This window comes from Paraburkholderia lebeckiae, from assembly GCF_014201005.1.
Lineage (GTDB): Bacteria > Pseudomonadota > Gammaproteobacteria > Burkholderiales > Burkholderiaceae > Paraburkholderia > Paraburkholderia tuberum.
Genome location: NZ_JACHDK010000008.1, coordinates 274,972 through 295,388, shown reverse-complemented (window position 1 = coordinate 295,388; position 20,417 = coordinate 274,972). Strand labels below are relative to the sequence as shown.

At 64.2% G+C, this 20,417-nt stretch carries 17 protein-coding genes; 10 read left to right on the top strand and 7 right to left on the bottom strand.

Annotated features, from left to right (window positions below; genetic code table 11):
- Window positions 1–23 precede the first annotated feature (23 nt).
- Window positions 24–1,232 (bottom strand): MFS transporter, encoded by a 1,209-nt coding sequence (locus HDG39_RS18195; RefSeq protein ID WP_184007354.1) that lies wholly within the window; start codon window positions 1,230–1,232, stop codon window positions 24–26.
- A gap of 450 nt (window positions 1,233–1,682) precedes the next feature.
- On the opposite strand from HDG39_RS18195, the gene HDG39_RS18190 reads away from it, so the two are divergent.
- From HDG39_RS18190 to HDG39_RS18175, 4 genes are all read left to right on the top strand, one after another.
- A complete protein-coding gene (locus tag HDG39_RS18190; RefSeq protein WP_184007352.1) occupies window positions 1,683–2,687 on the top strand; it encodes a sugar ABC transporter substrate-binding protein in 1,005 nt (334 codons plus the stop codon).
- Between the two features lie 97 nt (window positions 2,688–2,784).
- Window positions 2,785–3,774 (top strand): ABC transporter permease, encoded by a 990-nt coding sequence (locus tag HDG39_RS18185; RefSeq protein ID WP_184007350.1) that lies wholly within the window; start codon window positions 2,785–2,787, stop codon window positions 3,772–3,774.
- 20 nt (window positions 3,775–3,794) lie between these two features.
- The gene (locus HDG39_RS18180; protein ID WP_260328039.1) at window positions 3,795–4,598 is read left to right on the top strand and encodes an ATP-binding cassette domain-containing protein; all 804 of its coding nucleotides are present in this window, start codon (window positions 3,795–3,797) and stop codon (window positions 4,596–4,598) included.
- A gap of 42 nt (window positions 4,599–4,640) precedes the next feature.
- Window positions 4,641–5,885 (top strand): ROK family transcriptional regulator, encoded by a 1,245-nt coding sequence (locus HDG39_RS18175; RefSeq protein WP_184007348.1) that lies wholly within the window; start codon window positions 4,641–4,643, stop codon window positions 5,883–5,885.
- Between the two features lie 5 nt (window positions 5,886–5,890).
- Here HDG39_RS18175 and HDG39_RS18170 read toward each other — a convergent pair whose 3' ends face one another.
- Window positions 5,891–9,004, bottom strand: a complete 3,114-nt coding sequence (locus HDG39_RS18170) for a transglycosylase domain-containing protein (protein WP_184007346.1) — start codon at window positions 9,002–9,004, stop codon at window positions 5,891–5,893.
- A 309-nt stretch (window positions 9,005–9,313) separates the two neighbouring features.
- Window positions 9,314–10,252, bottom strand: a complete 939-nt coding sequence (locus tag HDG39_RS18165) for a LysR family transcriptional regulator (RefSeq protein ID WP_184007344.1) — start codon at window positions 10,250–10,252, stop codon at window positions 9,314–9,316.
- 159 nt (window positions 10,253–10,411) lie between these two features.
- Between HDG39_RS18165 and HDG39_RS18160 the strand changes: the two genes are divergently transcribed.
- The 3 genes from HDG39_RS18160 (at window position 10,412) to HDG39_RS18150 (ending at window position 13,587) form a co-directional block, all read left to right on the top strand.
- Entirely contained in the window at window positions 10,412–11,344 is a 933-nt protein-coding gene (locus tag HDG39_RS18160) for a dihydrodipicolinate synthase family protein (protein WP_184007342.1), read from the top strand.
- Between the two features lie 107 nt (window positions 11,345–11,451).
- Entirely contained in the window at window positions 11,452–12,741 is a 1,290-nt protein-coding gene (locus HDG39_RS18155) for an NAD(P)/FAD-dependent oxidoreductase (RefSeq protein ID WP_184007340.1), read from the top strand.
- Window positions 12,742–12,846: 105 nt separating this feature from the next.
- Window positions 12,847–13,587: a TetR/AcrR family transcriptional regulator gene (locus HDG39_RS18150; RefSeq protein WP_184007338.1), complete on the top strand. Its 741-nt coding sequence runs from the start codon at window positions 12,847–12,849 to the stop codon at window positions 13,585–13,587.
- A gap of 216 nt (window positions 13,588–13,803) precedes the next feature.
- Here HDG39_RS18150 and HDG39_RS18145 read toward each other — a convergent pair whose 3' ends face one another.
- Genes HDG39_RS18145 through aroQ form a run of 3 tightly spaced genes read right to left on the bottom strand, consistent with a single transcriptional unit; the run spans window position 13,804 to window position 16,624 of the window.
- A complete protein-coding gene (locus tag HDG39_RS18145) occupies window positions 13,804–15,183 on the bottom strand; it encodes an MFS transporter (RefSeq protein ID WP_184007336.1) in 1,380 nt (459 codons plus the stop codon).
- Between the two features lie 50 nt (window positions 15,184–15,233).
- A complete protein-coding gene (locus HDG39_RS18140; RefSeq protein WP_184007334.1) occupies window positions 15,234–16,172 on the bottom strand; it encodes a shikimate dehydrogenase in 939 nt (312 codons plus the stop codon).
- Complete coding sequence (gene aroQ / locus HDG39_RS18135; RefSeq protein ID WP_018423415.1) at window positions 16,169–16,624, bottom strand: type II 3-dehydroquinate dehydratase; 456 nt, start codon at window positions 16,622–16,624, stop codon at window positions 16,169–16,171. Before aroQ ends, HDG39_RS18140 begins: the two co-directional genes overlap by 4 nt.
- A gap of 319 nt (window positions 16,625–16,943) precedes the next feature.
- Here aroQ and HDG39_RS18130 point away from each other — a divergent pair, with 319 nt between their 5' ends.
- From HDG39_RS18130 to HDG39_RS18120, 3 genes are all read left to right on the top strand, one after another.
- On the top strand, window positions 16,944–18,836 hold the full coding sequence (locus tag HDG39_RS18130) for a bifunctional sugar phosphate isomerase/epimerase/4-hydroxyphenylpyruvate dioxygenase family protein (RefSeq protein ID WP_184007332.1): 1,893 nt from the start codon (window positions 16,944–16,946) through the stop codon (window positions 18,834–18,836).
- A gap of 168 nt (window positions 18,837–19,004) precedes the next feature.
- Window positions 19,005–19,337: a hypothetical protein gene (locus tag HDG39_RS18125; protein ID WP_018423417.1), complete on the top strand. Its 333-nt coding sequence runs from the start codon at window positions 19,005–19,007 to the stop codon at window positions 19,335–19,337.
- 153 nt (window positions 19,338–19,490) lie between these two features.
- Window positions 19,491–19,745, top strand: a complete 255-nt coding sequence (locus tag HDG39_RS18120) for a hypothetical protein (RefSeq protein WP_018423418.1) — start codon at window positions 19,491–19,493, stop codon at window positions 19,743–19,745.
- Window positions 19,746–20,071: 326 nt separating this feature from the next.
- On the opposite strand, the gene HDG39_RS18115 is transcribed toward HDG39_RS18120, so the two are convergent.
- The gene (locus HDG39_RS18115; RefSeq protein WP_018423419.1) at window positions 20,072–20,401 is read right to left on the bottom strand and encodes a hypothetical protein; all 330 of its coding nucleotides are present in this window, start codon (window positions 20,399–20,401) and stop codon (window positions 20,072–20,074) included.
- Window positions 20,402–20,417 lie beyond the last annotated feature (16 nt).

The window sequence follows — 20,417 nt, the reverse complement described above, 5'->3', positions numbered from 1 at the left end:
AGGCTTGGCCAGCTTGCCGCGCGTCAACTCGCGTGACGGGGCCGACGCGCGCCGACCGCCAACGCAATGCAGGCCAATACCGCGGAAACCGCCGCGAACGCGACGTTCGCCCACAAATGTCCGACCCGGGTCGACAGCAGCGCTATGCCGACCGCCGGCAACGAGTTGCCGGTGTAACAGCAGAGCAGATACGCCGATAGCAATTCGGCGCGTTGGTCCGCGGGCGCGATCCGGTTGATCTCCTGCAAACTGCCGCGAAACCCGAGCGCGGCGGCGATCCCGCACAGCGCCGTCGCCGCGCTCAGCACTACGATCGACGCGGCAACCTGCGCCCACAGCAGCAACGCGAGACTCGGCGGCAACAGCCACAGTCCGGCGAACATCGCGGTGCGAGCGGCGAGTTTCGACGTGACCATCACGGTGATCGTGCTCGCGGCGAACAGTTCGGCGACGAGCGCCCCGCTCAGCGCGGGGCTGTGCAGATGCATGCTGTTCGCGATCAGATTGGGCAACAGCGCCGCGAAAAAGCCGAGCAGCGCGAAGGTCGCGAATGCGGTGACGGCAGGCACGACGAATGCCACGCGCAATTGCGCGGGCACGCCGATGCGTGGCGCGAACGACACCTGTGCAAACGTCCGGGCGCGCGCCTGGACCGTTTCGCATGCGAGCGCCGCCAACGCCGCGGTGACCAGAAGCGTCGACAGATAAACGACGAACACCGTGCGCAATGGCCAGGGCGCGAATTCCGCGAGCAGTCCGGTCAGCAGCGGTCCCACTCCGAGCCCAGCCAGATTGACCGCCGCGGCAAGACGGCTGGCGGGCGCCTTGTCGGCGCCGGCGTGCAATTCCGCGATCCACGCGGTCGCCGTCGCGGCACCGACGCCGATCGCAAGGCCGCTCGCCGCTCGGGCGACGAAAAGCCACGTCGCATGCGTGGCGAACAGAAAACACATCGTGCTCGCGATCGCGGCTGCGAGCACGAGCAGACTGACCGATCGGCGCCCGGCCTGGTCGGACACGCGACCGAATAGAAACAAAGCGCCGAGATTACCGATCACGTAGGTCGCGTACACGAGCGTGATCGTCAGATCGGACAAGTCGAACCGGCGTTGATAGAGCGGATAAAGCGGCGTGACCATCGTGCTGCCCGCGTACAGAACGCCGATCACGAGGGCGGCGGCGATCAGCGATGCGCGCGAGCCGAGTCGTCGCTGCCACCAGTGCGAAGGCATGGGTCTCTCCGAAAGGTTCGCATTCTGTCGAGGCGAGCAAGCGCTGTTCCGCCGCAACCTCTCGCAAACATTCAGCGCCCACCGAAAAAGCGCGTTACGCACCGCGAATTGCGTTGAAAAACCATCGTTGACGTTTCAACCAGCTTTCATACGGGCCAGGACTTTCCCCAAGCCGAGAAGCGCCGCTTCGCACTGCAACACAACGCCAAAGCGTTACCACACAAGGCTTTCAGCCTGCACACGGTTCGCGGCGCGGCGAATTTCCGCGCTTCACATTTCCTTGACGAGCGGTCGCGCGCCTGCTGTACTAAATCAACCAAAGTGATTTAGGCGATTTCCTTCGGACCACATTACGTCGAAGCGTCATCGCCAAACTTCAAGCCCGCAGCTTCGCAGTTTCGATCTATCTGCAGTCCCATACGTCGTTGCCAATAACCGGAGGAGCGTCTCATGAATCTGAATTCCCACAGGCGTCCTGTCGCCAGGACAATCGCGTCGATGTGCGCCGCGGCAGCGGCGCTCGGGTGCGCAAGCGCGAGTCAGGCCGCCGACCAGCCCGTCATCGGCCTGATCACGAAGACCGATACGAACCCGTTCTTCGTCAAGATGCGCCAGGGCGCGGACGCGGCTGCTTCGAAAGACGGCGCGAAACTGGTCACGGCCGCCGGCAAGTTCGACGGCGACAATGCGAGTCAGGTCACCGCGATCGAAAACATGATGACGGCCGGCGCGAAAGCAATCCTGATCACGCCGAGCGACACCAAAGCGATCGTGCCGAGCATCAAGAAGGCGCGCGCGGCCGGTGTGATGGTCATCGCCCTCGATACGCCGACCGATCCGCAGGACGCAACCGACGCCCTGTTCGCCACCGACAACTTCAAGGCCGGCGTGCTGATCGGCAAATATGCGAAGGCCGCGCTGAACGGCAAGCCCGCGAAGATCGCCACGCTCGATCTCGCGCCGGGCGTGTCGGTCGGCGTGCTGCGCCACAACGGCTTCCTCGAAGGCTTCGGCGTCAAGGAAGGCGATCCGTCGATCGTTTGCAGCCAGGACACCCGCGGCGATCAGGCGAAAGGTCAGACGGCGATGGAAAACTGCCTGCAGAAAGCGCCCGACATCAACGTGGTCTATACGATCAACGAACCGGCCGCGGCCGGCGCGTATCGCGCTCTGAAGGCAGCGGGTAAGGACAAGGGCGTGATGATCGTGTCGATCGACGGCGGTTGCGAAGGCGTACGCAACGTAAAGGCCGGCGCGATCGCGGCGACCTCGCAGCAGTATCCGCTGAAGATGGCCGCGCTCGGCGTCACCGCCGGCGTCGAGTACGCGAAGACCGGCAAGAAGGTGTCCGGTTATCAGGACACCGGCGTCACGCTGATCACCGACAAGCCGATGTCCGGCATCGACAGCAAAGACACGAAGTTCGGCCTCGACAACTGCTGGGGCAACAAGTAACGCGCATTGCACAGCGGCCCGTTGCGCGTCGTGCCGGGCCGCCAACTGATTTGCGGCGTGACCTTCACGTCACGCTCATGTACCGAGGACTGCCATCATGTCGACCCCTTCCGCGCCCGCCGGCCGCCCGCGCCAGTCTTTCACCGAGCACCTGCCGTCGCTGTCCGAAATCGGACCGCTGATCGCGCTGGTGCTGGCCTGCGCATTCTTTATCTCGCAGAGCACCCGTTTTCTATCGTTCCAGAACCTGTCGCTGATCCTGCAACAGACGATGGTCGTCGCGGTCATCGCGATCGGCCAGACACTGATCGTGCTGACCGGTGGCATCGATCTGTCCTGCGGCATGGTGATGGCCTTCGGCTCGATCATCATGACGAAGTTCGCGGTCGTGCTCGGCGTGCCGCCGATCCTCGCGATTCTGTGCGGCATCGGCGCCAGCACCTTGTTCGGCTTACTGAACGGTCTGTTGATCACGCGCATCAAGTTGCCGGCGTTCATCGTCACGCTGGGTACGCTGAACATCGCGTTTGCGCTCACGCAGATCTACTCGAACGCGGAAAGCGTGTCGAACCTGCCCGATGCGATCATGTTCCTCGGCAGCACGTTCAGGCTCGGACCGGCGGAAGTCACGTACGGCACCGTGCTGACGCTGCTGATGTATCTGGCCACGTGGTTCGTGCTGCGCGACACGGTGCCCGGCCGGCATCTGTACGCGCTCGGCAACAACGCCGAGGCCGCGCGACTGATGGGCCTGTCGTCGCAGCGGATTCTGCTGACCGTCTACACGCTCGCCGGCGCGATCTACGGCATCGCCGCGCTGCTGTCGGTAGCACGCACCGGTGTCGGCGATCCGCAGGCCGGGCAAACCGAGAACCTCGACAGCATCACCGCGGTCGTGCTCGGCGGCACGAGTCTGTTCGGTGGACGCGGCTCGATCGTCGGCACCTTGCTTGGAGCGCTGATTGTCGGCGTATTCCGTAACGGCCTGACGCTGATCGGTGTTTCCTCGGTGTACCAGGTATTGATCACCGGCATCCTCGTGATTCTCGCGGTCGCCGCCGATAAACTCTCGCACCGCGGCCGTTGATCCCGCACAGGAGCCCCCTCATGTTGACCTCCGCCCCCCCTTCCACGTCCGCTCCGATGCCGGTTCTGCAGGCACGCGGGCTCGTCAAACGTTATGGCAACGTGACCGCGCTCGACGGTTGCGATTTCGAAGTGCTGCCCGGCGAGATCCTCGCGGTGATCGGCGACAACGGCGCGGGCAAATCGTCGCTGATCAAGGCGCTTTCGGGCGCCACGGTGCCCGACGAAGGCGAGATTCTGCTCGACGGCAAACCGGTCAAGTTCCGCAGTCCGCTCGATGCGCGCGCACAAGGCATCGAGACCGTGTACCAGGAACTCGCCGTCGCGCCGGCGATGAGCATCGCCGAAAACCTGTTTCTCGCCCGCGAATTGCTGAAGCCCGGCTGGCGCGGCTCGCTGTTCAAGATGATCGACAAGCGCCGCATGCTCGAGGAAGCGACCGCGGCCATGAAGGATCTGCAAATCGGCATCCGCTCGATGCGCCAGGCGGTCGAAACGCTGTCCGGCGGCCAGCGCCAGGGCGTCGCCGTTGCGCGCAGCGCGGCATTCGCGCGTCACGTGGTGATTCTGGACGAGCCCACCGCCGCGCTCGGCGTGAAGGAAGGCAACATGGTGCTCGAACTGATCCGGCGCGTGCGCGAGCGTGGCCTGCCGGTAATTCTGATCAGCCACAACATGCCGCACGTGTTCGAGATCGCGGACCGCATCCATATCCAGCGGCTCGGCCGGCGCGCGGCGCTCGTCAATACGAAGGATGTGCACATGTCGGAAGCGGTCGCGATCATGACCGGCGCGAAGACAGCCGACGTGAAGGCGATCGCATGACGCGCCGCTCAATCCGCTGAGCCACGAGGCCGGTACACGACAATGGACACCTCCAGCACCAGCAGGCGTTCGCCGGTCAAACGCACGGTCGGCTCGAATCAGGTCGGCATGCGGCAATTCAACGAGCGCATCGTGCTGCAAACGATCCGCTTGCATGGACCACTGCCGAAGGCCGAGGTCGGCCGCCTCACGCGTCTTTCGATGCAGACGGTGTCGATGATCGTCGACCGGTTGATCGCCGACGGCCTGCTCGAAAAGCAGGCGCGCCTGCGCGGCAAGATCGGCCAGCCGTCGGTGCCGATCGCGTTGTGCGCGGACGGCGCGTACACGATCGGCATCAAGGTCGGACGCCGCAGTCTCGACGTGCTCGCGATGGACTTCGCCGGGCGCATCGTATGCCGCGACGTATTCGAGTATGCGTATCCCGATCCGCGCGCGCTGTTCCCCGCGCTCGAAAACAAACTCGCGCGCGTGAACCAGACGCTCGGCGCAAAGGCGGGCAAGGTGGTCGGCGTCGGTGTCGCCGCGCCGTTGTGGCTCGGCGGCTGGCGCGACTTTCTCGGCGCGCCGCCCGACGCGCTCGACGCCTGGAACGACATCGATCTGCGCGCGCGCATCGCGACGATAACCGGCCTGCCCGTCGAGTTCGCCAAAGACACCACGGCCGCGTGCGCGGCCGAACTCGTGATGGGCCAGGGCCGCGGCATCCACAACTTCCTGTATCTGTTCGTCGGCACGTTCATCGGCGGGGGTCTCGTGATCGACGGACGTCTGCATGGCGGTCCGCACGACAACGCGGGCGCGGTCGGTTCGATCCCGCTGCGCGAAGGCAGCGCACGCAAACCAGCGCGGCAGTTGCTGCACGCGGCATCGGGCTTCGTACTCGAACAACTGTTCAGCGATGCGGGTGCGCCGGCGGCCGCGGCGCATGATCATCGCGCGTTGTCGCCCGAGTTGTGGCGGCATACCGAGCGATGGCTCGACAGCGCGTGCCCGGCGATCGCGAACGCGCTAACCAATGCGGCCGCGTTGCTCGATCTCGAAGCCGTCGTGATCGACGGCGAGTTCGACCGGCTATTGCTGCGCGAGATCATTCGCCGCACCGAGCGCGTGCTCGATCGTTTCGAATGGGAAGGGATGGTGCGGCCGCAATTGCTCGAAGGCGCGATCGGCGCCGATGCCCGCGCGATGGGCGGTGCGATTCTGCCGCTATATGCGCATTTCGCGCCGGTGCATGAGCTGTTCCTGAAGCCGGCGGCGTCGGAGACGGCTTATGACGAGCGGTGAGCGATTCACTGCGCGGCAACCTTCGTCGCAGCAGGCGTCGATCCCGCCGGCGGCGCCATCACGGTTTTCTGAACCGGCTTGTCGAGCAACGGCTGCAACGCAGGGGCCATCGACTTCAGCAACTGCACCGCCAGCGCACTCGTGAAGTCGTAACGCGCGGCATACGGCTCGTGCACCCACGCAGTCAACGTGCCGTAGAAGCGGTCGCCGAGCGCGAACACGAAGGTCGCGCTGCGATTCACCTTGCGTGACTCGATCAACCGCGCGCCCTTCGCGTACACGTTCAAGCGCTGATCGCCGGTGCCGGTCTTGCCATAGACTTCGAGCGTTTCGCCGTTCGGGAACGTCATGCCTTGCGCGAGACGCCTCGCGGTGCCACCCGTCACGACGTCGCGCAACAGCATCCGCACCTCCCCGGCAATCTCCGGCGACACCTGCTGCTGCGGCGCGACCACCGCGCGCCTGAAATGCGTTTCGTACGGCGTATCTTTCGCGAAGTCGATTTGCGTCAGCGTTTCAGTCGGCACCTTGTTGCCGCCGTTCGCGATCACACCGATCAGTTGCGCGAGCGCCGCCGGACGATCGCCCGACGCGCCGATCGCCGCCGCATACGACGGCGTCAGCGACGCGAACGGATAGCCGAGCGCCTGCCAGGATTTGCCGATCGCGTCGTAGGCGCGCAGCTCGACCATGCGCTTGATGCGGTGATCCTGGGTCACGTGATAGCGCGTCTTGAAGAGCCACGAGTAAGTCGACAGGCGCACGTCCTGGCTCGCGGCTTCGATCTGCGCAAGCGTCGCATCCGGATGCGAGCGCAGGTAGTTCAGCGTCCATAGTTCGAGCGGATGCACACTCGAAATATAGCCGCGGTCGTTCAGGTTGAAGCGGTTGATGCCGTACTTGTCGTACAGATTCGCGAGATCTACGTCGTCGAGCATCGAAGCCGCCGGCGTGTTCTTCAGCGCCGCGTACATCATCCTGTTGAACCACGCGTTCGATTGATCCGGCGCGACGCTGCGCAACGCGGTCGCCACTTTCGGGGGCGACTTGCGTACCCCGAGCAGCAATAGCGTGATCTGCTGATCAGGCGTCTTGCCGTGGTACTTCGTGTAGAAACGCTTCATGTACACGCGGCTTTCCTGATCGGCGAAACGCGTCAGGTACATCTTGCGGGTCGCCGGATCGCCGAGCCATTGCGACGACGGCCCGGTGGTCTGCACCATTTCATAGTGCACGATATCGCGCATCAGTCGCACGAACACGAGGTTCACCGAATGCTGGAACGCGCGATGCACGGTCAGGATGCGGCTGTTGTCGTCGGACTCGAAGTTCGCGAAAGTCTGCGCGCCGCCGCCCGTAAAGAACGTTTCGCCCGGGCTCGCCGAGTATTTGCGCTCGACGGCGGCGTCGAGCATAGGCTGCAACGAATGGTCGCGCGTGTGCAGCAGATAGTCGATCGCCCAGCGCGTCAGCCGATCGTTCGGATCGGGCGTGAGCGCCTTCAGCTCGGCATTGCTCAGCGATGCGTAACGTGTGTGCAAATCGGTGACGATCTGCAGATACGTGACGACGGTGCGCAGTTTCGCGGTCGAGCCGAGGTTCAGGCGCGCGCCGGAATTGATGTCGAACGGCTGGTTCACGCTATCGGTCTGCACGCGCACGAGGTTCGCGTCGCCGTGCCGCTCGAACAGCGTGAAGCTGTAGGCGATATGCGACGGATCGTCGGACCCGCGCAACATTTCGTAGCCGACGAGACCCGCGGCCTTCGCGCCGTCTTTCGTCGCGGCGGCGGCGAGGCGCTCGGCAACGGCTTGTTGCACGTCATTGTTGAGCGTGCCTGTCGCCTGCACGTCGAGGCGGTCCAGTTCATAGAAACTACGCACGCCGAGCGCGGCGAGCAGATGCGAGCGCATCGACGTGACGGCCTTGCGCGACACGAACGAACCGAGATCCGGTGTGCTGCGCGGCGCGCGATGCAGTTCGACGTGCGCCGCCAGCGCCGCGTCGCGCAGCTGCTCAGTGATCACGCCGCCACTCGCGAGCAGCCGCAGATAGCTGTCGGTCAGCCGTTCGAGCTCGGGATAGCCGCGCTGCAAAAAAAACGACGGCGCGCGCTGCGCGATCATCAGCGACAGCACTTCGCGAAACGCCAGACCCTGGTCGGGCAGATTTGCATCGGTCGACGGCGACTTGAGCAGCCGGTTGGTCTCGCGGAAATCGCGCCCATACCAGGCGGCGAGCCCATCGCCGATACCGTTGATTTCGCCGACGCCGGGCTGCGCGGCAAGCGGCACCGAGTTCAGATAATGGACCACGATCTGTTCGCGCGCGGGCAGCGTTTGCGGCCCGTTCAGATAAGCGCGCACCGACGCCGACGCGATTTGCCGCAGCTTTTCCGGCGGCGTCGCGGTGCGGCCCCCCGCCGAGTGACGGAATTTCTCGATCTGCGTCGCGAGCGTGCTGCCGCCGGGCGTCTGCTGATGACGATTGAACACGCGCGCGCCCTGGTCGACGAGCGCGCGGCTGAAGCGCCCCCAGTCGATCGCCGGATTGCGGTTCGGCTGATTCGGATCGAGCAGATAGCGGTCTTCGATGAACAGCAGCGAGTTCACCACGAGCGGCGGAATTGCGTCGAAGCCGTCGTACACGCGACCGGGAAACTGAGCGCTGTATAGCGGCACGCCGGTGCCGTCGAACAATTGCAGGCCGGCCGTGTCTTTTTCGTCGTAAGGCAGGAACAGGCCGTCATCGGCTAGCGAGAGCATGCGTTCTGAATCGCGCGCCTGCGAGCTGATTTCGAAGCCATGTTGCAACAGACGCTGCTGGATCGCCGGCAACAGCGCGTAGCCGAGGCGCGCGTCGTACGGGCCCTTGTCGGCTTGCGGAAAGCGGATGGAATGACTAGGACCGTCGGCGACCGAAAAAGCGACGTCGCGGGTCAGCTCGGAAAGGTATCGCGCCTGCAGTCGCGAGGTCTCGATCTCGATCTGCACGAGCCGCGCAATCAGCGCCACCGCGAGCAGCAAAAACGCGCCAAGCCCCCATTTGAGCCAACGCCAACTCCGCACGGGCACGGTGCTGGTCACGCGAAGCGGAAACCGAAGCGGTGGCCGATTCATGGCTGCTCTCCCCGAGCGATGGCCAGGGTGTCGAGCCTGGCTCAGTTCATTCAAACCAGTGTAGCTCGGAACGAGAAACCCTCATCGGTTCGGATTGATGCGACAGTGTCGCGGCTACAACACCTGCTGGCGCCGGATGACAAAACGCGAACCGGCATGAGATATTGAAGCTCTTTTCACACGAATAACAAACCGCCTTTTCGGGCGGTTTTGCCGTTTCTGGCGGGCCTTGCCGAAAGAAAGTCGCTTTTTTGCTGGCATTCTTACCGGCAACCGGGCAGACGGCTGAGCAATTTGATTGCGCAGCGCCTAAATTTGCGCTTTCGTCTGTGCACGCAACAGCGCGATAAACCGTTCCGCCGGCGGCGACAGCACGCCGCCCTTGCGCGTGACGATGCCGAACGTCTGCGATGGCGATTTGAGCCTGACCGGCACGACGCGCAGCATCTTGTGCCGCACGAACGGCCCAGCAATTGCACTCGGCAGCAGCGAAACGAGTTCGGCGCTGCTTTGCAGCAGTGCAACTGTCACAAACGTGGAAGCCGTCGAAATCGGATTGTCGGGCATGTCGAGGCCGGCGAGATCCATCTCGCGTTCGAGCAGCGCATGCAGCGGCATGTGTGACGGATACATGACCCAGCGATGCCCGGCGAGATCGCGCAACATCATCTCGCGGCGCGGCAACGGCGCATGCTGATAACCGACCACCACCGCCAACGGCTCGTCGCCGAGCGGACGATACTGATACTTCGACGGATCGGCCGCGACCGCCGCTCGGCCGACCACCAGATCGAGCCGCCCGTCGTCGAGCTGCGCGAGCATTCGTGCGCTGGTGTCCTCGACCACTTCGATCGACAGGCCCGGTTGCGCCGCATGCAATTGATTCAGCGCGGGCACCACGCAGTCGGGAATCGCGCCCATGATCGCGCCGAGCGCGAGCCGCCCGCCCCGCCCCGAACGAATTTCGGCGACGTCCTGGCAGAGCGCGGTGAGGTCCGACGTCACGACGCGCGCATATCGGATCACGCAATGACCGAGCTGGTTCGGGATCATGCCGCTTTTCGAGCGCTCGAAAAGCGGCGCGTCGAGCATCGATTCGAGTTCCTGCAGCGCCTTGCTCGCCGCCGATTGCGTCATCGACATTACGCCGGCCGCTTTGTGCAGCGATTTGTGATCGTCGAGCGCGATCAGCAGATGCAGTTGCTTCATGCGCAGCTTCGACAGCAGCACGTTGAGCGTGTCTTTCATCGGTGGGGTGAATCGCAAAAGCGATCACGATATGGAAACAATTCAATATACCCGCGAGGCCCAGCGCCGTATAGTCGCCGAAGGAGACATTCATCCAGTTGCGCCGCCCGTTCCCGGGCTCGAGCGCAATCCTTCCATCCCCGTACGGACCACATCGCCATGAGCCAAGCGTCACACTCTCCCGCCCTGCGCGGCGTCTTCCCCGTCGTGCCGACGATCTTCGACGACGCCGGGCGTCTCGACCTCGAAGGCCAGAAGCGCTGCCTCGATTTCATGATCGACGCCGGCTCGAACGGCCTGTGCATTCTCGCGAACTTCTCCGAGCAGTTCGCGCTGTCAGACGACGAGCGCAACACACTGATGCATCTCGCGCTCGAACACGTCGCGGGCCGCGTGCCGGTGATCGTGACGACCACGCACTTCAGCTCGTACCAGTGCGCGGAGCGCAGCCGCGCAGCGCAGGCCGCGGGCGCCGCGATGGTGATGGTCATGCCGCCGTATCACGGCGCGACGATCCGCATCGGCGAGCGCGGCATCTACGAGTTCTATCGTACGGTGTCCGATGCCATCCAGATTCCGATCATGATCCAGGACGCACCGGTCAGCGGCACGCCGTTGTCCGCGCCGTTCCTCGCTCGCATGGCGCGCGAGATCGACAACGTGTCGTACTTCAAGATCGAAACGCCGCAGGCCGCGAACAAGCTGCGCGAGCTGATCGAACTGGGCGGCGACGCGATCGTCGGTCCGTGGGACGGCGAGGAAGCGATCACGCTGATGGCCGACCTCGATGCGGGCGCGACCGGCTCGATGACGGGCGGCGGTTATGCCGATGGCATCCGCCTGATCGTCGATGCCTATGCGGCCGGTGATACCGAGGCCGCCGCCGCGCACTATCAGCAGTGGCTGCCGCTGATCAACTACGAGAATCGCCAGGGCGGCCTCGCATCGTGCAAGGCGCTGATGAAGGAAGGCGGCGTGATCGGTTCGGACGCGGTGCGTCACCCGCTGCCGCCGATGCATCCGGCGACGCGCGAAGGACTGTTGAAGATCGCACGCCGACTCGATCCGCTGGTGTTGCGCTGGGGTCGATAACGCAGAACGAAGCGCGGCGGGGCGCCTGTCGACGTGCGGGCTCACGCGGGCTGGACGGGCACACGCGATTGCCGCTAACCTAGGGCGTGTCCACAAGCTCGCGCCCCATGCAAAGTTTCTACGAAGCCACCGTCACCCGCTCCTCCGCCTATGCGCCGCTCAACGGCCGAGGCAGCGCGCACGTCTGCATCGTCGGCGGCGGACTTGCGGGACTCTCCGCCGCGCTGGGACTCGCCGAACGCGGCGTCGAAGACGTCGTCGTGCTCGAGGCGCAGCAGGTCGGCTTCGGCGCATCGGGACGCAACGGCGGCTTCGTGTTCGGCGGCTACAGCCTCGATTGCGCCGACCTGCTGAAGACGCTCGGGCCGACTCGCGCGCGCGAACTCTATGCGCTGACCACCGACGCGGTCGAGCTGATGCGCAAGCGAATTGCGCGCTATCGGATCGACTGCGACGCGACCGATGCCGGCGTGATCCTCGCGAACTGGTTCGACGAACCTGCGCGTCTCGAAGCGCAACGGCGTTTGATGCGCGATTCGTTCGGCGTCGACTGGGAACCGATCGCTGCCAACCAACTCGCCGCGCATCTGAAAACGAGCCGCTATCACGGCGGCCTGTTCGAGCGCAACGCGTTCCATTTTCATCCGCTCAAGTACGTTATCGGCGTCGCCGCGGCGGCCGCGCAAGCGGGCGTGACGATACACGAGCGCTCGCCGGTCGTCAGCTTGCGGCGCGACGGCGCGGGCTTCGTCGTCGAGACGCCGCAAGGTGCGCTCGACGCGCGTCACGTCGTGATGGCGGGCGGCGGCTATGCGCGCAACGTGTACGCGCGCGTCGAGCGCGCGGTGCTGCCTATCGCCACCTACGTGATGGCAACGGAGCCGCTCGGCGAACGCTTGCACGACGCAATCGCCACGCGCGCCGCGATCTATGACACCCGCTTCGCGTTCGACTACTACCGCCCCTTGCCCGACACGCGCATCCTGTGGGGCGGCCGCATCTCCGTGCGCGACCGCGAGCCCGAGGCGATCGCGCGACTGTTACGACAGGACCTGCTGAAGGTCTATCCGCAGCTGCGCGACGTGCGCATCGATCACGCATGGGGCGGCCTGATGAGCTATGCGCGACACAAGATGCCGCAGATCGGCCGAAGCACGGACGGCGTCTGGTACGCGGTCGGTTTCGGCGGACACGGCATGGCGCCGACCACGGTGTCGGGCGAACTGCTGGCCGCGGCTATCTGCGGTGAACGGCCGGTGCCCGACGCGTTCGCGACCTTCGGCCTCACGCGCACATACGGCGCGCTCGGCCTCGCGGCCGCGCAGCTCACGTACACCGCGATGCAAACACGCGACGCACTCGCCGCGCGCCGCCGGCCCACGCGCCCGGTCGCGTAAGCGCCACGCAAGCTCCTTCGAGATGCCTTCGCCGATGCCCGGGACCCACGCCAGAGGCCCATTTCGCCATGCTAGAATGCGCCGTCACTGCCGCTCGAAACCACAATGAAAAAGGGAAGCAAGGCCGCCGAGCCTGATACCAACGGCATCGTGTCTGGCACGCCGCACGCCGACGCGCGACGTACCGGCGCCAGGCATGCCGACGCCCGGCGTGTGGACGCCCCACGCAAATACGATCCCGAGCAGACTAAGCGCAACATCCTCGACGTCGCGACCCAGGAATTCTCCGCGATGGGGCTGACTGGTGCCCGCGTCGACGCGATCGCGGAACGCACGAATACCACCAAGCGCATGCTGTACTACTACTTCGGCAGCAAGGAAGGGTTGTACCAGGCGGTGTTGGAAAAGGTGTATGGAGACATTCGCGCGCTCGAACAGGACCTGCACATCAGCGAACTCGATCCGATCGAAGGCATGCGCGCGCTGGTCGAATTCACGTTCGACTACCACGACCGCCAGCGCGATTTCGTGCGCCTCGTGACGATCGAAAACATTCACGGCGCGAAGTACGTCGAGCAGGTCAAGACGTTCAAAGGACGCAACGTCACCGTGATTCACACGATCGAGGATCTGCTCGCGCGCGGCATCGCGGCGGGCCAGTTCCGCAGCGACATCGATCCGATCGATCTGCATCTGATGATCAGCTCGCTGTGTTTCCATCGCGTGGGCAACCGGCATACGTTCGGCACCGCGTTTGGGCGCGATCCGTCGCATCCGCGGCTGCGGGCGCGGCATCGGGCGATGATCGTCGATGCGATCTTGCGGTTCGTGAAGAAGGACGATTGACGCCGGTTGCGCGGCGACCGGCTGAAAAGGAAACGGGATGTGGCGAAAGCCACATCCCGTTTTTTATCGCTTCGAGAAACGCAGCGCGTTCAGCGGCTTACTGCCCCGGCACACCGGTGACGGCAGTCGACGTGGTTGCCGCCGCACCGCGACGACAACCGGGGATTCGAAGGGAACCACGTCCGTCACATGAAGCGACGGCTCAGCGGGGAAGACTCAATCCACCAGCACGATCCGCTTGATATCGCCGACGACGAAGATATACGACAGCGCGCCGATCAACGCGATGACACCGATAAACACCAGCGCGCCCACGAACGAACCGGTCGCCGCGACGATCAGGCCCACCACGAGCGGCGTCACGATACCCGCCAGGTTCGCGGCGAAGTTGAAGATGCCGCCAGTCACGCCGAGCAGCCCCTCGGGCGCGATATCCGACACCAGCGTCCAGCCGAGCGCGGCCATGCCCTGCGCGAAGAACGCCACCGACAGAATCGCGATCACCACGACGTTGCTCTCGACATAGTTGGCGAGAATGATCGTCGACGCGAGCAGCAGACCCGCGATGATCGGCAGCTTGCGCGCGACGTTCGCCGATTTGCCACGGCGCAGCAGCCAGTCGGAGAACACGCCGCCGAACATCACGCCGATCGAAGCCGCGATGAACGGCATGATCGCGAAGAAGCCGATCTTCAGCCACGCCATATGACGTTCGGTGGCGAGATACGTCGGGAACCATGTGAGGAAGAACACCAGCGTCGAATTGCCCGCGAACTGGCCGAGGCAGATGCCGGTCAACTGGCGATGCTTGAGCAGCTGGCCAATCGTGCCCCATTGGAAGCCGCTCTTCTTCGATGCCGCCGCATCGGCTGCACCCGCGGCCGCACCCGCGACATCCTTGTTGCGTTGCGTGAGACCGCCGCCCGCCTCGATATAGTCGAGCTCTTCCTGATTCGCCGACGGATGATCGCGCGGCTCGCGATACAGCAGCCACCACACGACGCCGAACGCGATACCGACGCCGCCGACCACGAGGAACAGCGAGCGCCAGCCGAATGCGCCCATCAGCATGAACAGGAACGGGCTGAAAAACGCGAGGCCGATATATTCGCCGACCGTATAGGTGCCGGTCGCCATCGCGCGCTCGCTTTGCGGAAACCACGTGGCGACCACGCGGCTATTGGTCGGAAAGCATGGCGCCTCCGAAACGCCAAGGCCGAGACGGAAGGCGAACAGCCCGCCGATGCCCCCCACGAGCCCTTGCGCGAGCGTGCAGAGCGACCAGAACGTCATCGACAGGAAGTATGTGAGCTTGCTGCCGAAGCGGTCGAGAAACAGGCCGCCCGGAATCTGCGAGGCCACGTAGCTCCACGAAAACACGGAGAACAGCAGGCCCATCAGCGCGGCGTTGATGCCGAGCTCCTTCGTCAGCTGCGGTGCCGCGATGCCGAGCACGGTGCGGTCGAGATAGTTGATCATCGTGCCGACCGCGAGCAGCGCGAGGATCTTGTAACGGGCTTTCGAACGGCGCGCGGGGCTCGCCGCCTTGTTCTGCGCGGGCGAGCCCGCGGAGCTGGATTGGAACGATTGCGTCATGGCGTGCTTGTCTCCTCGATCAGCTTGGGTGCCGGTCTCTACGCGGCCGGTTAGCGTTGCAACAACGATTGAAAGTGGGTGTAGACGCGCTCGGCGTCCGGCTCGAGGCCCGTGAAAATACGCATGGCGTCGACCGCCTGGTAGACCGCCATGCCGCCGCCACTCAGCGTGCGGCAGCCAAGCGCCTCGGCCGCCTGCAGCAGCGCGGTGCGAATCGGGAAATAGACGATGTCGGCGACCCACAGGTCGCGGTGCAGCAATTCGGCCGGCAGCGGCAGGCCCGGCATTTTAGCCATACCGGTCGGGGTAGCGTGAATCAGGCCTTGCGCGACGCAGAGCGAATCTTCGAGCGACGTGCCCGCGCTGACCCTGGCTTTCGGGAAACGCGCCTGCAACTCGTCGGCGAGCGACTGCGCACGGGCGGCATCGACGTCGAACAGCGTCAGCGACTGCGCGCCCATGTTCAGCGCCGCGTGCGCGACCGCCGCGCCGGCGCCGCCGGCGCCAAGCTGCACGACGCGTTCCAGCGACACGTCCGGCAGGCCGCGCTGGAACGCACGCGCGAAGCCAGACCAGTCAGTGTTGTGACCGATACGCTTGCCGTCCTTGAACAGCACGGTGTTGACCGCGCCGAGCGCGCGGGCGTCGTCGGACAGTTCGTCGAGCAGGGGAATCACCGCCTGCTTGCACGGATACGTGATGTTCAGGCCGTTGTAACCCATCCGTTCGGCCGCCGTCAGCAGCTCCGGCAGCGCGGCGGTGTCGAGCTTCTGCGCATCGAGATCGATGCGTCGATAGACATAGTGCAGTCCGAGCTTGCTGCCCTCTTCCTCGTGCATCGCGGGCGTGAGCGAACCGCTGATGCCCGAGCCGATCAGACCGACCAGAAAGGAGTGGGGAGTGGCCCGCAAGCTCGCCTGCGCATTGGCCAACGCGGTGATCTGCGCGTCGGTTCGGGAATTTCCGCGAGTGTTCGCTTGAGTGTTCATTTCGCCGCCCTATTCTTAAGAATCGTCGCCATCCGTTCCAGCGCGAGCACATAGCCCTGCGTGCCACAGCCGACGATGATCGCGTCCGCCACCGCCGACACGTACGAGTGATGCCGGAACGCTTCGCGCCGATGCACGTTCGAGATATGCACCTCGATGACGGGCTTTTCGATCGCGCTCAATGCGTCGGCGATCGCGACCGACGTATGGGTGTAAGCGGCCGGATTGATCACGATGCCGTCGACCTTGGTGCGCGCCGCGTGCAGCCAGTCGATCAGCTGATGCTCGGCGTTCGACTGGCAGAAGTCGATCGCGAGGTCGAGGCGCTCGCCCGCGTCGCGGCACAGCTTCGCGACGTCGTCGAGCGTTTCCGCGCCGTAGATGGCCGGCTCGCGCGTGCCGAGCAGATTGAGGTTCGGTCCGTTCAGGACCAGTACGGAGGCAAAGCTCATGACAACGACTCCCGCAAAATAAGGCGCGACTCGAACCGCGGCACCCGCGGCGGTTCTTCGACGCATGGCGAAGTGTGCGCGCATCGGCCGCCGTCGTCATTCGGGGTTTCTACGAATTTGTACCATCTAGTTAGTTTGTATAGACTATCGAAACTCCCGGGTAGTGTGGGGTATTCTGGCCTGCGTCTTGCTTCAGTGCGTAACGAACTAGCTCATTTTTGCGCATTGCAGCAAGCCCGGCAGGCCGCGCCTCCAGGCGCGCCGCCGCGGTTTTTCTCTGAGTTTCCCCCTCGTTTGTCCGTTTTTGCAGGAGCCGTTCATGCAACGTTCGATTGCCACCGTGTCGATTAGCGGCACCCTCGTCGAGAAGCTGAGCGCGATCCGCGCGGCGGGTTTCGAAGGTGTCGAAATCTTCGAGAACGACCTGCTGTATTTCGACGGCTCGCCCGCCGACGTGCGCCGCATCGCCGACGACCTCGGCCTGAAGATCATGCTGTTCCAGCCGTTTCGCGATTTCGACGGTGTCAGTCCCGAACGGCTCGAGCGTAATCTCGACCGCGCGAAGCGCAAGTTCGACGTAATGCACGAGCTAGGCACGGACCGCATCCTCGTGTGCAGCAACGTGTCGCCGGACACGATCTGCGACGACTCGCTGATGATCGACCAGTTGGGCGCGCTCGCCCGCGCGGCCGAAGCGGCTGGCGTGGTCGCCGGTTACGAAGCGCTCGCCTGGGGCAGGCACGTAAAGACCTATCGCCACGCGTGGAAGCTTGTCGACGCCGTGAATCACCCGAATCTCGGGCTCGTGCTCGACAGCTTTCATACGCTGTCGCTGAACGACACGCCCGACGCGATCGCCGACATTCCTGGCGAGCGCATCGCGTTCGTGCAGATCGCGGACGCGCCGAAGCTTGTGATGGACGTGCTCGAATGGAGCCGCCACTACCGCTGCTTCCCCGGCCAGGGCGACTTCGATCTCGCCAACTTCACCGCGCAGGTCGTCAAAGCTGGCTACAAGGGCCCGCTTTCGCTGGAAATCTTCAACGACGGCTTTCGCGCCGCCCCCACCACGATCACGGCCGCCGATGGCCATCGCTCGTTGTTGTTCCTCGAAGAGCAAACTCGCGCGCTGCTCGAGGAGCAACAGCAGCCGCGCAAGACGACAGGCGGCCTGTACCGCTCGCCCGCCGCGCCCGCGCACGTCGGCTATCAGTTCCTCGAATTCGCGGTCGATGACACCACGCGCACCCAGCTCGCCGACTGGCTCGGCAAGCTGCGCTTTCGCCAGGCCGGCCAGCATCGCTCGAAGGACGTGACGCTGTATCAGCACGGCGCGGCCTCGATCGTGCTGAACGCCGAGCCCGATTCGTTCGCGAACGCGTTTTTTCAGCAGCATGGTTTGTCGCTGTGCGCATCGGCATTTCGTGTCGATGACGCGAGCCACGCATTCGAGCGCGCGGCCGGCTTTGGCTACGCGCCGTTCTCCGGCCAGATCGGGCCGAACGAGCGCGTGCTGCCGGCCGTGCAGGCGCCGGATGGCAGCCTCAACTATTTCGTCGACGAAACGCCCGATCAGCCCACGCTGTTCGAGGCCGATTTCGTCCTGACCGACGTCAACGGCCCGACCGAGGTGGGACCGCTCGAGCGCATCGATCACGTGTGTCTGTCGGTGCCGGCGAGTGCGCTCGATACGTGGGTGCTGTTTCTGCGCACCGCGTTCGGCTTCCTCGCCGAGCCGGGGGTGCTCGTTCCCGATCCGTACGGCCTCGTGCGCAGCCGCGCGCTGCGCAGCCCCGACGGCTCGGTGCGGATCGCGCTGAATGCATCGGTGGATCGCCATACGGCGGTGGCCGAGGCGCTGCACACGTATCACGGCTCCGGACTGAACCACGTCGCGTTCAGTACCGGCGACATCTTCAGCGCTATTCCCGAGTTCGTCGCGGATGGCGTGCCGATCCTGCGCATTCCGCGCAATTACTACGACGACCTGGCGGCCCGCTACGTGCTGTCCGACACGCTGCTCGAAGCGATGCGCGCGAACAATATCCTGTACGACCGCGACGAACGCGGCGGCGAGTTTTTCCACGCTTATACGGAGCAACTCGACCAGCGCTTCTTCCTTGAGATCGTCGAGCGGCGCGGCGGCTATGACGGCTACGGCGCGGCCAATGCGGCGGTGCGGCTCGCGGCGCAGGCGCAGCGGCGCAAGTAACGGGCGGACCCCGGAGGCACCACGGCGGCTTCGTCATTGGAAGTCGCCGCGTCGATACGGATTTCGTCTTTTCAGGCACGCGACCTGCGTCCCCGATCGGGACAGGCTCGCCGTCTCGATATAATGGCGCCTGCTCAGCCGAATCGCCGAATCAACGCCAGGAGAGATATGAAGAAGTTCGCTGCAGTCCTGTCCCTTTCGCTGCTGCTCAGCGCTTGCGCGTATTTCCAGAAAGACCCGGATTCCGGCGAACCCGTCACGGACACGACGACGCAGCGTTCCGTCGACGACGTGGTCGCCTGTCTGACGCAGATGGCCAATCATCACAACGCCGCGTTCAAGTCGACCGGTATCCCGCAAGGTCAGATGCTCGACTTCGGCGACTCGAACATCGTCAAGGTACGCAGCGACAACGGCGCGACAACTTACCGTTTCTATGCGGGCAAGCGTCATGTAAGCAACCTGTGGATCGAATCGGCAGGCAAAACCTGCGCGCCATAAGGCTTGGTGGCGCATAAAGGCGAAGTTGCAGGCGCCGGAATCTGATCCATTGCAACGTTCATGTCACGGTGTTACAGGACAATGGGGTCTTAAGAATCGTTTAAGACTTCGTCCGCAAGATCCCCGGACATGTCCCCGTACCAGGTGCGCTCCATGAACCAGCCCGAACCGAAAACCAACGAAACACCGGCCAAACGGCCTACTATCCTGCGCCGTCTGTTGAGCCATCACGAACTTGCGACGCTGCTGCTGCTGCTGCACGCGCCGATCGATGCATCCGCAAAACCCGAAATTCCGCAGCTTTACGAAGCAGGTCTCGTCGAGACCGTTTCGAACGATGCGGGCACGCCGCATATCCGTCTGACGTCCGAGGGTAACGCTGTGTTGCGAGGGCTTGGGGTGAAGTAACCAGATCGGCTCGCGACCCGGTCATCTGAGGCCGCGTCAGCGCTTTGCGCTGACGCGGCTTTTTTCTATTCAGGCACAGCCATTGAGTGTGGCCTACGTTTTTGGCGATAGATCAGACCGCCGCGCTTCTGCATCAGTTTCGTAGACATGCGAGGCATCTTTAAGAACGCTCCCATTGTCTGGCACCGACGTACACGCAATAGTCATTGCTCCGCCACCGCAGGGAATTCCGGAGCAAAAGCCAACGACTGTAAGCTGTACCTTCGAGCTCAATCGGAAAGAGACTTCACGATTCGTCTGTTCAGAATTCGGCCGCGTCAAGCCTTTCAAGCCTGCCACACCCCATACCCCGCCTCGCGCAGCCCGATCGCCAATTCCACTTCCATATCCTGCGCGCCGCGGTAAGGCATCGGGTTGAACACTTCGTACAGTTCGGGCATCAGACGCAGGCCGTAGTCGCGCACATAGCGATTCGCCTGAATGCCCGCCTTGTGCCGATCGAAGCGCAAGTCCGGGTCGAGCCCCGTCATGCCGACGTACACGCACGGCTTGTCGAAACGGTAACCGGGATTCGCGCGACGAAAGCGCGCCTCGTTCCACACCTTGTCGTCGAGCGCGACGACGTACACGTAGTAGTGATGCGCGCGACCCGCCATGACACGCCCGACGCCG